At 34.4% G+C, this 14,019-nt stretch carries 12 protein-coding genes; 10 read left to right on the top strand and 2 right to left on the bottom strand.

Translation table 11 applies throughout. From position 1 onward, the window contains the following. Positions 1–99: 99 nt before the first annotated feature. Complete coding sequence (gene brnQ / locus AWE51_RS15855) at positions 100–1,380, bottom strand: branched-chain amino acid transport system II carrier protein (protein WP_066315255.1); 1,281 nt, start codon at positions 1,378–1,380, stop codon at positions 100–102. A 37-nt stretch (positions 1,381–1,417) separates the two neighbouring features. On the opposite strand from brnQ, the gene AWE51_RS15850 reads away from it, so the two are divergent. Continuing rightward, positions 1,418–2,197, top strand: coding sequence for an alpha/beta fold hydrolase (locus tag AWE51_RS15850; RefSeq protein WP_066315252.1), 780 nt, complete (start codon positions 1,418–1,420; stop codon positions 2,195–2,197). Positions 2,198–2,416: 219 nt separating this feature from the next. Further along, positions 2,417–2,683, top strand: coding sequence for a hypothetical protein (locus AWE51_RS15845; RefSeq protein WP_066315251.1), 267 nt, complete (start codon positions 2,417–2,419; stop codon positions 2,681–2,683). A 10-nt stretch (positions 2,684–2,693) separates the two neighbouring features. Here AWE51_RS15845 and thiL read toward each other — a convergent pair whose 3' ends face one another. Continuing rightward, complete coding sequence (thiL, locus tag AWE51_RS15840; RefSeq protein WP_066315250.1) at positions 2,694–3,740, bottom strand: thiamine-phosphate kinase; 1,047 nt, start codon at positions 3,738–3,740, stop codon at positions 2,694–2,696. Positions 3,741–3,907: 167 nt separating this feature from the next. Here thiL and AWE51_RS15835 point away from each other — a divergent pair, with 167 nt between their 5' ends. The 8 genes from AWE51_RS15835 to AWE51_RS15800 all read left to right on the top strand — a co-directional run bounded on the left by AWE51_RS15835 (position 3,908) and on the right by AWE51_RS15800 (position 13,967). After that, positions 3,908–5,149, top strand: a complete 1,242-nt coding sequence (locus AWE51_RS15835; protein WP_066315248.1) for a choice-of-anchor B family protein — start codon at positions 3,908–3,910, stop codon at positions 5,147–5,149. A gap of 350 nt (positions 5,150–5,499) precedes the next feature. After that, the gene (locus tag AWE51_RS27195) at positions 5,500–8,307 is read left to right on the top strand and encodes a choice-of-anchor B family protein (protein WP_066315246.1); all 2,808 of its coding nucleotides are present in this window, start codon (positions 5,500–5,502) and stop codon (positions 8,305–8,307) included. A 23-nt stretch (positions 8,308–8,330) separates the two neighbouring features. Continuing rightward, positions 8,331–9,707, top strand: a complete 1,377-nt coding sequence (locus AWE51_RS15825) for a hypothetical protein (protein WP_066315243.1) — start codon at positions 8,331–8,333, stop codon at positions 9,705–9,707. A 60-nt stretch (positions 9,708–9,767) separates the two neighbouring features. After that, the gene (locus tag AWE51_RS15820) at positions 9,768–10,526 is read left to right on the top strand and encodes an MbnP family protein (RefSeq protein WP_066315241.1); all 759 of its coding nucleotides are present in this window, start codon (positions 9,768–9,770) and stop codon (positions 10,524–10,526) included. An 8-nt stretch (positions 10,527–10,534) separates the two neighbouring features. Continuing rightward, the gene (locus tag AWE51_RS15815) at positions 10,535–11,587 is read left to right on the top strand and encodes a cytochrome-c peroxidase (protein WP_066315238.1); all 1,053 of its coding nucleotides are present in this window, start codon (positions 10,535–10,537) and stop codon (positions 11,585–11,587) included. Between the two features lie 133 nt (positions 11,588–11,720). Next, positions 11,721–12,050, top strand: coding sequence for a HesB/IscA family protein (locus tag AWE51_RS15810; RefSeq protein ID WP_066315235.1), 330 nt, complete (start codon positions 11,721–11,723; stop codon positions 12,048–12,050). 42 nt (positions 12,051–12,092) lie between these two features. Further along, entirely contained in the window at positions 12,093–13,538 is a 1,446-nt protein-coding gene (sufB, locus tag AWE51_RS15805; RefSeq protein ID WP_066315233.1) for a Fe-S cluster assembly protein SufB, read from the top strand. A 27-nt stretch (positions 13,539–13,565) separates the two neighbouring features. After that, the gene (locus AWE51_RS15800; protein ID WP_066315231.1) at positions 13,566–13,967 is read left to right on the top strand and encodes a hypothetical protein; all 402 of its coding nucleotides are present in this window, start codon (positions 13,566–13,568) and stop codon (positions 13,965–13,967) included. The last annotated feature ends 52 nt before the right edge of the window (positions 13,968–14,019 follow it).

Below are 14,019 nucleotides of genomic sequence, written 5' to 3'. Positions count from 1 at the left end.
AAACAAGAAGAAAAACAATAGTACTACCTAGGTAGTAAGCACAGTATAATTCTAAACGATAAAATAGTAAGAAATAACTTACTTAAGAATTCATAAAATTTAATCTTGCTTTTTTTGTAACAACAAATAACTGTTCATTATCAAAAAAATAAGTATTGCAGGCAACAACCAAGCTAAGCTATATTTTCCAAAAGGAAGGTGTTCTAAAATAGGTGCAACGCTATTTTTTAATCCTATTGAAGCCAAAAAATCCGGAATACTAAAAATAATAGTTACGACAACTACTGATCTAAAAACTTTTGGTTTCGTAAATTTTTCTGGTACTACATTTAAGAGTATTAAAATAATTGTGATAGGATAGATAACCATTAATGCAGGCACTGCTACTGTTATAATATAGTGCACATCAAATTGCCCCATAAGTACTCCCAGCACACAACCAATAATAGCCGTTATGAGATAGGCTTTTTGAGAATTATCAAATATACCTTTCATAAAATCTGCAGTTCCTGTTACGATACCAACCGCTGTTGTAAAACAAGCAAGACCTACTAAAATGCTAAGAAAAACTTTACCGATACTTCCTAAAGTTTTAAAACTTATACCCGACAACAATTCTGTTCTAGAGATCGTTGCGTCAAAATCGGTATTAAACAAGGCCCCATTATAGATCATTCCTGAATAGATAATTAAAAGTCCAATTCCAGCAACAATTCCAGATTTAATGATCAATTTTTTATTAGATTGAAAATCTTGTTTCCCCTTAAGATTAAGCGAAATTATAATTACGCCACCAACCACAACAGCTCCAATAGCATCAAAAGTCTGATACCCCTCTAATAAACCACTTATAATAGGAGTTTGAAAATCTGATGGGGCAATAGATGCTTGTGTCGAAAAAAATGAAATACAAATAATACTTAAAATAACGATAAAAATTACAGGAGAAAGAAACTTACCCAGTAGTCCTAAAATTTTGGATCTATTTAGAACAAAAATCAAAACTAGAGCAAAATAAACTGTACTTGTTAACCAGGAACTAACATCAAAAAATGGTTGTATTGCCATTTCATGAGTTACCGAAGCCGTTCTTGGCGATGGCAACGTGATTGATATTACATACACCAATAGACAATATACAAAGCTAAATTGTGGAGACACTTTTTTAGCAAAATCCAGCATTGTACCCTGTAATTTAGCATGAGCAACAATACCAAGTAAAGGTATGATTACAGCAGAAATAACAAATCCTATCGTTACTAAAGACCACATATCACCTGCCTTGTATCCTAATAACGGAGGAAGCATTAGGTTACCTGCTCCAAAAAACATAGAAAATAATGCAAATCCTGCAACGAAAGTTTCTTTATTAAATCTCATTTAATTACGTTTATGTGCCTAAAAATAAAATTTCAAAATGATATTAGCATATAAAGGCATTAAAATAAATTATAATTCTGAAGGAAATGGAAGACCCCTTGTGTTTTTACATGGTTTTCTAGAAAATTCTACAATGTGGAAAGACACCATTCTCTTTTTTTCAAAACATTATAAATGTATCACTATTGATTTACTTGGTCATGGTGATACCGGGTCTCTTGGCTACGTTCATACAATGGATGCTATGGCAATGGCCGTTCGTTCTGTTTTAGATCATTTAAAAATTTCTAAAGCTACCATAATAGGGCACTCTATGGGAGGGTATGTTGCATTGGCATGTATCGATCAGTTTTCTGACTTATTCTCTGGATTGGTTTTACTTAACTCAACTTCTTTTCCTGATAGTGCCGAACGAAAAGTTAATCGCACACGAGCAATTCAAATTGTTAAAAAAAATCCGAATGCATATACCAGTATGGCTATTGCAAATTTATTCGCAGAAAAAAACAGAAAAAACTTTCTTAAAGAAATAGAAGAAATTAAAAACCAAGCATCAAAAACTTCATTACAAGGAATTATATCGGCTCTTGAAGGAATGAAAATAAGAAAAGATTATACAAAAACCTTGTTAAGATTTAAAGGATCAAAAGTAATTTTTTCTGGACAATATGATCCTGTTCTTTCATATGCACAAAACCAAAAAGAAACAAAACTGTGTAACATTGATCACATTAGTTTTAATGGAGGCCATATGTCTTACCTCGAAAACAAGAAAGAGTTTTTAAGTGAATTAAAAAGTTTTTTAGAATCCTATTGACAAGAAATTAACAAAATACTATAATCTTTTCAACACTTCTTATAGACGAAATACGTATTATTCGGTCTAATAACCGTATAAAATAGGAATTTTAGTTAAAAAATCCTTATTTGAATCAAAAAATTCTTACAAACAACTTGTTAATAACTTTTTTTTTATTATTATTGTATTGATAATGAACCTATAATCCCCTTTACATGTATTAATACCCCTAGAAATATGAAAAAATCTACCCCAACTCCTACATTTTCCTTCTCTAAAATATACTGTTCCCTATTCGGTCACGATTACGTTTTAAGTAAAGATGTAACACATCACATTAAAGAATATTCCTGCTCACATTGTAATGAACAAGCAACAACAAATAGTAGAGGCAGATTAGAGGTAATGACTCCTAAGTTAAAAGAGATTAATAACGCTTTAGCTTCTGTACACGCTAAAAAAGCAAAAAGAAAATCTGAGACCACATTTCAGGCAGCATCATAATTTTTTAATATCATTCTTTAATAGGATTCCATCCTTGAGCTTGCAATGCAATTTTTTCATTTGCTCTGGTAACTAAACCTATTCCACTTTTCTCATCGACAATATGACCTATTACTGTTAGGTTGGGATTTGCTTTTATTTTTGGAAAGTCTTCTTGTTTTATAGTAAATAATAATTCATAATCTTCACCTCCATTAAGGGCAACGGTAGTACTATTCAATTTAAATTCTTCACAAATAGAAATTACAGCTGGATCTAGTGGTATTTTTTCTTCATACACATTGGCACCTACTTTAGATTGTGTACAAAGATGAATAACCTCAGAAGATAAACCATCACTTATATCAATCATACTTGTTGGTTGTACATCTAGTGCTTTTAAAAGCTCTGCAATGTCTTTACGTGCTTCGGGTTTTAATTGTCGTTCTATAAGGTAAGTATATTGGTCTAAATCTGGTTGCGAATTTGGATTTACCTCAAACACTTGTTTTTCTCTCTCTAAAACCTGAAGTCCCATATAAGCAGCTCCTAAATCCCCCGTTACGACTAAAAGGTCATTCTCTTTGGCTCCAGATCTATAGGTTAGTACTTCCTGATCTGCATGTCCAACAGCCGTTATACTTATTAACAATCCTGTAGTCGATGAAGTTGTATCTCCTCCTACGACATCTACATTATAAATTTTAGCAGCAGTTTCAATTCCTGCATACAATTCTTCCAAAGCTTCTAATGGAAACCTGTTTGACACTGCAATCGAAACAGTAATCTGGGTCGCCTTAGCATTCATAGCATATACATCTGATAGGTTTACAACAACAGCTTTGTATCCAAGATGTTTCAAAGGCATATAGGTAAGGTCAAAATGCACACCCTCGATCAACAAATCCGTTGTTAACACACACTTTTTACCATCAAAATCCAAAACCGCTGCATCATCTCCGATTCCCAAGTGCGTTGTTTCTTGTTTGATTTCAAAATTCTTTGTCAAATGACGTATAAGTCCAAATTCTCCTAACTCAGACAATGATGTTCTAGGTGTGTTTTTATCTTCAATCATGCTGCAAATTTAATCAACAATGTTTTGAGTGTTACTATATTTTATATGTTTTATAAAAAAGACAATACTTTAAATACAGATAACACCTTGATTTATAATTATTTTAATTTATAATCGTTAATATTTTAACATCATACTTTTGTATATTTACTAAAATAGCTATCCCTATGAAAAATTACTTCTTTGTCTTTTCTTTTATTATTCTTGTCTTTGGCCTTACCAATTGCAGTCAAGATGACAACGGAGGAAGTACTAATCCAAATGCTAATGTAAAATCTGGACCATGTGAAAATGGCTCTGTAGGAGGATTATACCCATGTAATGGTTATGATTTAATTTCTTCTATACCTCTAATAGAAATGGGAGCGCAGGGTGGTAATGATAGCTGGGGATGGACAGATCCCTCTACCGGAAAAGAATATGCACTAATTGGTTTAGATAATGGTACTGCATTTATTGATATTTCTACTGCCAGTGCACCTATTTATTTGGGCAAACTACCAACAGCTACAGTTAGTAGCTCATGGAGAGATGTTAAAGTATATCAAAATCACGCGTTTATTGTAAGTGAAGCGCCAGATCATGGAATGCAAGTTTTTGATCTTACAAGATTACGCAGTGTCTCCAACCCACCAGAAACATTCACCGCAGATACACGTTTTGAAGATTTTGGAAGTGCTCACAATATTGTTATTAATGAAGACTCTGGGTTTGCATATGCTGTTGGCACGAGTAGAGCAGGGCCATTTAGAGGTGGGCCTGTATTTATTAATATTCAGGATCCTAAAAATCCTATTGCAGCTGGAGGTTTTCTTTCTTCGGGTGAAAGAGCATATAGCCATGATGCGCAAGCCATCACCTATAGCGGACCTGACTCGGATTATACAGGTAGAGAAATACTTATCGGAAGCAATGAAGTAGAAGTTGTACTTGCCGACATTACAGATAAAGATAACCCTATCACTATATCTACAATAAAATATACCGATGTAGGATATACCCATCAAGGGTGGTTTACTGAAGATATGAGATATTTCATTTTAGGTGATGAAACTGATGAACAAGGTGTTGGGTTTAATACTAGAACACTTATTTTTGATTTTGAAGATCTTGACAACCCAAAATTTCATATGACCTATACAGGACCTACCTCAGCTATTGATCATAATGGATATGTAAAAGGGAATACATTTTATTTGGCCAATTATAGATCAGGAATAAGAATGATTGATATTTCGGATATTGGAAATAAAAACATCACTGAAACAGGCTTTTTTGATACATACCCTGTAAATGATAATGCTAGCTTTAATGGTGCCTGGAACGTATATCCATATTTTGACAGTGAAAATATTGTAATTAGTGATATTGAAAGAGGGTTCTTATTAATTCACAAAAGCACACCTTAAAATCTAATTACGTATAGTCAGTAGTGCTTCTGCAACTCTTAATAGGTGTATATAAAAACGACCAACTTATTTCATAACATTATAATAATCAGAACCTTAAAATTTCTTGTTTTAAAAGGCTTAATTTTATATAATAAATAAGGTAATCGTGCTATTTTAATATAATCCTTACCTTTTAACACGATTTTAGTGTTAAATACAGTTAATAAAAGTTAAAATATTCAAAACATTATAGAGAATTCACAAATAAGCACGAATAAAATCGATAAATTAGGTAATTATTTGAATTTTAAACCATTACTACATGACATAAATATTTAGTGCAAACTAACTCTTAAAACACAAACTCAATGAAAAATCTAAAAATTACTTTTCTGCTGATATTTACAGCAGTTCTTTCCTATGGTCAGACACCATGTCAAAATGGTTTAGCTGGCTCATATCCCTGCAAAGATTATGATCTCATGTCTCGCATCTCTTTAGCAACAATGAGTGCCGGAGCAGGTAACGATAGTTGGGGTTGGACAGACCCTTCTAACGGAAAAGAATACGCAATTATCGGTCTCAATAACGGAACCGCATTTATCGATATTTCTAATCCTACAAATCCAGTTTATCTGGGCAAGCTACCAACAGCAACTAGCAATAGCTCATGGAGAGATGTAAAAGTATATAAAAACCATGCTTTTATCGTAAGTGAAGCCTCTAATCATGGGATGCAAGTTTTTGATTTGACACGTCTACGAAATGTATCAAATCCACCACAAAATTTTAATGCAGATACACGATATACCCAATTTGGAAACGCTCATAACATCGTTATTAATGAAGATTCTGGATACGCATATGTTGTAGGAGCACAAAGAAATTCTGGGCCCTACAGAGGGGGACCACTTTTTATTAACATTCAAGATCCAAAAAACCCAATTAACGCTGGGGGATTCTTATCAGGAGGACAACGAGCATATACTCATGATGCGCAAGTGGTAACCTACAATGGTCCAGATGCAACATACGCAGGAAGAGAAATCTTAATTGGTAGTAATGAAATAGAAGTTGTTATTGCCGATATTACCGACAAAGCAAATCCTGTTACTTTATCTACTATAAAATACCCTGATGTAGGATACACTCATCAAGGATGGTTTACAGAAGATATGAGATATTTTATCTTGGGAGATGAAACCGACGAACAAGGTGTTGGGTTTAATACCAGAACTATAGTTTTTGATTTTCTTGATCTTGATAACCCAAAAGAACACTTAATCTATACTGGCCCTACCGCAGCAATTGACCACAACGGATATGTAAAAGGAGATAAATTCTATCTTGCAAACTATAGAGCAGGTATTAGAGTAATCGATATTTCTGACATCGGAAATAAAAATATGACAGAAATTGGCTTTTTTGACACCTATACTTCTAGTAATGGCGCTGCTTTTAATGGTGTATGGAATGTATACCCCTATTTTAATAGTGGAAATATCGTTATTAGTGATATCGAAGGAGGTTTCTTCTTAGTCAAAAAAAGTAGTCCAGCCGTATGTAATGCCACTACACCCTCTTCATTATCTGCTTCAAATATTAGCTCTAGCTCTGCTTTGCTAAACTGGAGCAGCGTATCAGGAACTACATATGATTTACGATATCGCGTAGCAGGTTCTTCTGCCTGGACAACAACAGCAGTTTCTGCAACATCATCCACTATTTCAGGCTTATCCGCATCTACGCAATATGAAGCTCAGGTAAGAAGTAAATGTCCTGACGGAAGTACGTCACAATATAGTAGCTCTACAACCTTCACCACGACAGGAGGAAATCCACCAAATAATTGTTCAAACACAATTTCTTCTTTTCCGTTTACTGAAAGTTTTGAAACTAATCTTGGACAGTGGAGTGATGCCACCTCAGGTGATGACCTAAATTGGACTAGAAACTCAGGAGGCACCCCATCTAATGGTACAGGGCCAAGCAGTGCAGTAGATGGTAATACATATATTTACGTTGAAGCATCTGGAAATGGAACTGGTTTCCCTAACAAAAGAGCAATTCTTAACTCTCCTTGTTTAGACTTTAGCGCATTAACCACTCCTAGTCTTAGCTTTCAATATCATATGTTAGGAAGTGCAGTAGAAACCTTAACGGTAGAAGCCAGAACAAACAACACCGGAAACTGGACAAGTATATTTAGTAGAGCCGGCACACAAGGAAGTGATTGGAATCTTGCCGATGTAGATCTTTCAGCATATGCAGGCGAAAACAGTGTACAAATACGATTTAATGTAGTAACTGGTGATGGTAATCAAGGATGGCAAAGTGATATCGCTCTTGACATCATAACAATCCAAAATGGCAATACTGGACCTAGTGGATGTACATCTGGAATTTCTTCTTTCCCATACAATGAAAGTTTTGAAAATACTCTTGGCGCTTGGACACAATCTGCTGCAGATGATATAGACTGGACAGTAGATTCTAACGGAACACCATCAAGAAGTACTGGACCTTCTAGCGCAAATCAAGGAACTTTTTATATTTATGTTGAAGCCTCAGGAAATGGAACAGGATATCCTAATAAAAGTGCGATTTTAAATTCTCCTTGTATAGATCTTAGCGCAGCGAGTACGGCTTCATTTTCATTTGCGTATCATATGTTTGGAGCTGCAGATATGGGTAGCATAGACTTAGAAGTTAGTACAGATGAAGGAGGTTCTTGGACAAGTATATGGAATCAAACAGGAAACCAAGGTAATGCTTGGAATACTGCCAATATCAACCTTTCATCCTATGCAGGAAGTGGTATTCAACTTAGATTTAATAGAGTAACAGGTAGCACTTGGCAAGCTGATATCGCTATAGATAACATATCGATTACTGCCAGCACTGCTAGATCCAATGCATCAGCTACAAATAAGGACATAACGCTCTCTGTTTTTCCTAATCCAGTAATAGGAGCAGAACTTAACATCCTAATGAACAATAAAATTGATTCAAGCAACGCTTATGAGTTCGAGATCAAAAATTTTATAGGGCAATTAGTACGGAAAGGAACCGTTATAAGTACAATAGACGTTTCTAGCTTAAGATCAGGTGTTTACTTTTTACAAGTAGCTACACCAGATGGCAATATTCTTATGAAACGTTTCCTAAAAAACTAAATACTCAAAAAAAATATTAACAAATGAATTACCTCAAATTCTTAAGTTACATTTCAGTTTTCACTATGATACTGTTACATACCTCAGGATGCAGTAGCAGTGATGATAGTGGTGACATGCAGCCTGATACTTCTGGGCAAGATATCAAAGGCACTATAGAATGGGTCAAAACATTTGGAGGAACCAAAGAAGATAACATCCTATCAGTAGTAGAAGCTGCTGATGGGAGTTATGTTCTTGCCGGATATACACAAAGTGCCGATGGAGATATTACCGATAAAACAGCAACAGATAGCGATTACTGGATACTAAAATTATCTAAAGCCGGAGATATTGTATGGTCAAAAACCTATGGAGGTTCTGGTGAAGATCGAGCAGAAAAAATAATAACCACCTTAGATGGTGGCTATGCAATAGTTGGATATAGTCGTAGTAGTGATCAGGATGTAACCGAAAATGCTGGCTTACAAGATTATTGGATTGTTAAATTAAATGCCTCTGGCGATGTACAATGGCAAAAAAGTTTTGGATTTGCTGGTATCGATAGAGCTTTCTCTGTAGTTCAGACTAATGACGGTGGTTACTTTATGACTGGATTTCTTGATGTTACTGCTAGTGAAGGAGATGGTAATGATGATAAAAGTGCCAACACAAAACACGGTGTGGGAGAATTTTGGGGTATCAAACTTGATGCTTCTGGAGAAAAAGAATGGAGACGTTTCTTTGGCGGATCAAATAATGATCGCAGCTATGACACTCTTCAAACAGAAGATAATGGTTTCTTAATGATAGGGTCTTCAGAAAGTATAGATTTTGACATTACTAATAGTAAAGGAAGCTATGATTTTTGGGTTGTAAAAATAAACTCAGAAGGTACTAAGTTATGGCAAAAATCATTTGGTGGTACCGAAATTGACGTAGCGTACGCCATGGCCGCAACAGGAAATGGAACCTATGTAATTGTAGGTGACTCTAGAAGTGAAAATGGCGATATCTCAGAGGCTAAAGGAAATGCCGATTTATGGATGATACAAATCGATGGTAACGGAAACCTTCTTTGGCAAAAATCTCTAGGAGGAACAGCTTTTGATACAGGAAGAGGAATTCAGAAAATGAGAAATGATGGCTTTATAATTACCGGAAACTCAAGAAGTAATGACGTTAATCTGTCTGAAAATAAGGGAGAAAGCGATATTTGGAACATCATGATAAATACCTCAGGAGAAATTAAATGGAACGCCACTGCAGGGGGTACTAAAGCCGAATTTGGAGAGGATTGTTTAGAAACTACGGACCAAAGAATTGTTGTTGTAGGTAATTCAGAAAGTAATGATTTTGATGTACCAGCTAACAAAGGTTCTAAAGATGCAATCATAATAAAATACAAAATAGAAGAATAAAATCTTAATTACTAAGTAAAGATTTTATTTAAATACAAAACAACAAACATCGTAAAACACATGAAAAAATTCACAATAATCATATTCACTTTTTTACTTGTCGCTTCTTGTAAAAATGATGATGGTGGCTCAAGCGAACCGACATTTGGAAATATTACATTAGATTTTAAAAATACTATTGATAATAATGGTATTGAATTAACCACAGATATTTATACCAATGGAAGTGGTGAAATCTACAAAATCTCAGAATTAAAATATATTATTAGTAATGTTGTACTTATCAAAGCTAATGGAGAAGAGTTCAAGTATCCTGTAGACGAAGGGTATTTTTTAATTAATGAAGAAGTTGTAGATAGTAAAAATATCTCTCTTGCAGATATCCCATCGGGAGAATACACTAAAATCAAGTTTGGTATTGGTGTAGATCAATCAAAATATCCTCTTAATGGTATGGCAAATTTTATACCTACAGCAGAAGAAAGCGGTATGTTATGGAGTTGGTCTGCCGGATATAAATTTATTAAATTTGAAGGTACTTTTGGCACTTCAGACTCTCCATTCTTGATTCATGTAGGAAGTCATGGTACAGCATTAGACAATTATAAAGAAGTAACACTTGATTTGCCTAGCACATTAACTATTTCGGCATCAAAATCACAAGAAGTTGCAGTAAATGCTGATATTGCAAAAATATTTGACAGTACAAATACGCACTCTTTAGTTACTAAAAGTGATGTACAGGTCGACCCTGTTCTTGCCCCGCAAATTGCCGAAAATATAAGTACTATGTTTAGCGTAACAAGTGTAACGAACTAAAAATTAAATTGAAACTACTATCCTATTATATCATCATTATCCTTTTCGGAACTGCCTGTAGTTCCGAAAAGGATGATTATGTACCTATTGTGCCCGAAAACAAAAAACTAGAATTTACAATACCAGCAAATTTCCCCAACCCTAGTTATAACGTATCTCTTAATCCTCCAACCGAAAAAGGATTTGAGCTCGGAAAAAAACTATTTTATGATGGTCGTTTATCTTCTGATGGTGTAATCTCTTGCGGTTTTTGTCATATTCAAGATTTCGCATTTACACATCACACCCATATTGTAAGTCATGGAGTCGATGGGGCTTTGGGTACGCGTAATGCGCAACCCTTACATAATCTGGCGTTTATGAAAGAATTTACTTGGGATGGTGCTGCAAGGCATTTGGACCTACAACCTATCATACCGATTACTGCAGAAGTCGAAATGAATGAAACATTTAGCAGTATCATTAAAAAATTAGAAGAAAAGCCAGAATACGTACAACTTTTTGCAGCAGCTTTTGAAAACCAAAAAATCAATTCAGAAAATATCCTTAAGGCTCTTTCTCAATTTATGATTATGATGATCTCTTCAAATTCTAAGTATGACAAAATAGAAAGAAACGAAGGTTCTGTATTTACAGATAATGAAGCCGCCGGTTTTGAGCTTTTTAAATCTAAATGTGCTTCATGTCATGCAGGAACATTATTCACAGATCAATCCTATCGCAATAATGGCTTAGCTGTCGACCCGTTATATAATGATATAGGTAGAAACAGAGTTACAGGACTTGCAGAAGACATGCACAAGTTTAAAGTGCCTACACTAAGAAATGTTGAACTCACTTTTCCATACATGCACGATGGTCGATTAAAGACATTAGATGATGTATTAAATCATTATAGTGATGGCGTAGTTGATTCTGAAACGTTAGAACCACTGTTTAAAAATCAAAGTGGAACTCTTGGAATCCCAATGACGACAGAAGAGAAACAACAAATAATTGCCTTTCTAAAAACCCTAACAGACGACAATTTCTTAAATGATGATCGTTTTTCAGAGTTTTAATACCATCTATAAATTACTACTATAACTTTTCCTTATTTTAATATATGTTAGATAAATGTTAGGTTTTGCCAATAAAATCTACTTATGTACTATATTTGCAATTCATTTAGAATTAATCTATTTATAAAGAAGTATGATTAAAGTATCTGACATAGCTAAAAACAAAGTTGTCGAATTAATGACTGAGGATGGATACAATGCAACTACCGACTATGTTCGTGTAGGTGTAAAAAGTGGAGGATGCTCAGGTTTATCGTACGACTTAAAGTTTGATAAGGCACAAGAAGAAGGAGACAAAGTTTTTGAAGATAATGGTGTAAAAATTATTGTTGACAAAAAGAGTTTTCTATATCTGATAGGAACAACTTTAGAGTATTCTGGCGGTTTAAATGGAACCGGCTTCGTATTTAACAATCCCAACGCAAGTAGAACATGTGGTTGTGGAGAAAGTTTTTCATTATAAATTTTTAAAGAAAGATCCTGAATCAAAATCAGGGAATAGAAGATGGCGTATACTGAAGACGACTTAAAAAAAGAATTAGAGACTAAGGAATATGAGTATGGATTTTATACTGATATAGAATCAGATACTTTTCCGATAGGATTAAATGAAGATATCGTTCGTGCAATTTCTAAGAAGAAAGAAGAGCCAGAATGGATGACTGAATGGAGATTAGAGGCCTACCGCGTTTGGGAGAAAATGGAAGAGCCAGAATGGGCTAATGTAAACTATGAAAAACCAAATTTTCAAAGCATATCTTATTATTCTGCTCCTAATAAAAAACCAAAATACAACAGTATTGATGAAGTAGATCCAGAATTACTTGAAACTTTTAAAAAGCTCGGAATATCTCTGGATGAACAAAAGAAACTAGCTGGAGTAGCAGTTGATATTGTAATGGATTCGGTATCTGTTGCTACAACTTTCAAAGAAACACTTGCAGAAAAAGGAATAATTTTTTGCTCAATTTCTGAAGCAATAAAAGAACATCCAGAATTAGTAAAGAAACATATTGGCTCTGTTGTACCTCAAAAAGACAATTTCTATGCAGCTCTAAACTCTGCGGTATTTAGCGATGGTTCTTTTTGTTATATTCCTAAAGGCGTTCGTTGCCCTATGGAATTGTCTACGTATTTTAGAATTAATCAAGCAGGAACAGGACAATTTGAGCGTACATTGGTCATTGCAGATGAAGGTAGTTATGTAAGCTACCTAGAAGGCTGTACTGCTCCCTCTAGAGATGAGAACCAATTGCACGCTGCAGTTGTAGAATTAATCGCTTTAGATGATGCCGAAATAAAGTATTCTACAGTACAAAACTGGTACCCAGGAAATGCAGAAGGAAAAGGTGGTGTTTATAATTTTGTAACCAAAAGAGGGATTTGTGAAAACAACGCTAAAATCTCTTGGACACAAGTAGAAACTGGTTCTGCAGTAACCTGGAAATATCCTTCTTGTATTCTTAAAGGAGATAATTCAGTAGGAGAATTTTACTCAATTGCTGTAACCAATAATTTTCAGCAAGCCGATACAGGTACCAAAATGATTCATTTAGGTAAAAACACTAAAAGTACTATTATTTCAAAAGGTATCTCTGCAGGAAAATCCCAAAATAGCTACAGAGGATTAGTACAAATAAACAGTAGAGCCACTAATGCACGAAACTTTTCACAATGTGATTCATTATTGATGGGCAATGAATGTGGCGCTCATACGTTTCCTTATATAGAAGCAAACAACAAAACCGCTCAAATAGAACATGAAGCGACTACAAGTAAAATAGGTGAAGATCAGATTTTTTACTGTAATCAACGAGGAATTGATACCGAAAAGGCAATCGCATTAATCGTTAATGGTTTTAGTAAAGAAGTTCTTAATAAATTACCTATGGAATTTGCAGTAGAAGCTCAAAAACTTCTGGAAATATCTCTAGAAGGTTCTGTAGGGTAAATCTTATTAACCATCAAATCCTCATTAATGAAAAACGTAATTTCTTTAATTGTACTTAGCATTCTAGTTTTATCTTGTAAGAATGAAAAATCAAAAACATCAGAATCAGATAGCGAAGCCAACCTCATTCGCGGTGAATTTATACTGATTGATGGTGCCGCAGTAATTAAGGGTAATGATTTTATTTATGGAGTAGTAATTAACGACGCCACCAAAGAACTAGCCCAAAAAGTTGAACCCCTTCAAAGAGAAGAATATGATATGGTTCCTGTTGTGGTTAAAGGTGTTATAAAACCTAATCCTGATCAAGGCTGGGAAGAAATTGTAGAAATAACCGAAATTATTGGGGTAAGTGCGCCAACTTCAGAGTTGCCCGCCAAAATTAAATCATTAGAAAATACACAAGCCACTACTGATAGTACAGAATAAAAAAATTAATATCAATTATACGCTTATATGGTTCTTAGAACTTTTAAGCAAT

Source organism: Aquimarina aggregata (genome assembly GCF_001632745.1).
Lineage (GTDB): Bacteria > Bacteroidota > Bacteroidia > Flavobacteriales > Flavobacteriaceae > Aquimarina > Aquimarina aggregata.
The sequence above is the reverse complement of the archived record's forward strand: the minus strand, read 5'-3'. Positions and strand labels throughout refer to the sequence as shown.

Excerpts from the sequence above, each read along its gene's own strand:
- AWE51_RS15845 (WP_066315251.1), top strand. The coding sequence starts at position 2,417 with ATGAAAAAATCTACCCCAACTCCTACATTTTCCTTCTCTAAAATATAC.
- sufB (WP_066315233.1), top strand. The coding sequence starts at position 12,093 with ATGGCGTATACTGAAGACGACTTAAAAAAAGAATTAGAGACTAAGGAA.
- AWE51_RS15850 (WP_066315252.1), top strand. The coding sequence starts at position 1,418 with ATGATATTAGCATATAAAGGCATTAAAATAAATTATAATTCTGAAGGA.
- AWE51_RS15800 (WP_066315231.1), top strand. The coding sequence starts at position 13,566 with ATGAAAAACGTAATTTCTTTAATTGTACTTAGCATTCTAGTTTTATCT.
- AWE51_RS27195 (WP_066315246.1), top strand. The coding sequence starts at position 5,500 with ATGAAAAATCTAAAAATTACTTTTCTGCTGATATTTACAGCAGTTCTT.
- AWE51_RS15825 (WP_066315243.1), top strand. The coding sequence starts at position 8,331 with ATGAATTACCTCAAATTCTTAAGTTACATTTCAGTTTTCACTATGATA.
- AWE51_RS15820 (WP_066315241.1), top strand. The coding sequence starts at position 9,768 with ATGAAAAAATTCACAATAATCATATTCACTTTTTTACTTGTCGCTTCT.
- AWE51_RS15835 (WP_066315248.1), top strand. The coding sequence starts at position 3,908 with ATGAAAAATTACTTCTTTGTCTTTTCTTTTATTATTCTTGTCTTTGGC.
- brnQ (WP_066315255.1), bottom strand. The coding sequence starts at position 1,380 with ATGAGATTTAATAAAGAAACTTTCGTTGCAGGATTTGCATTATTTTCT.
- AWE51_RS15810 (WP_066315235.1), top strand. The coding sequence starts at position 11,721 with ATGATTAAAGTATCTGACATAGCTAAAAACAAAGTTGTCGAATTAATG.
- thiL (WP_066315250.1), bottom strand. The coding sequence starts at position 3,740 with ATGATTGAAGATAAAAACACACCTAGAACATCATTGTCTGAGTTAGGA.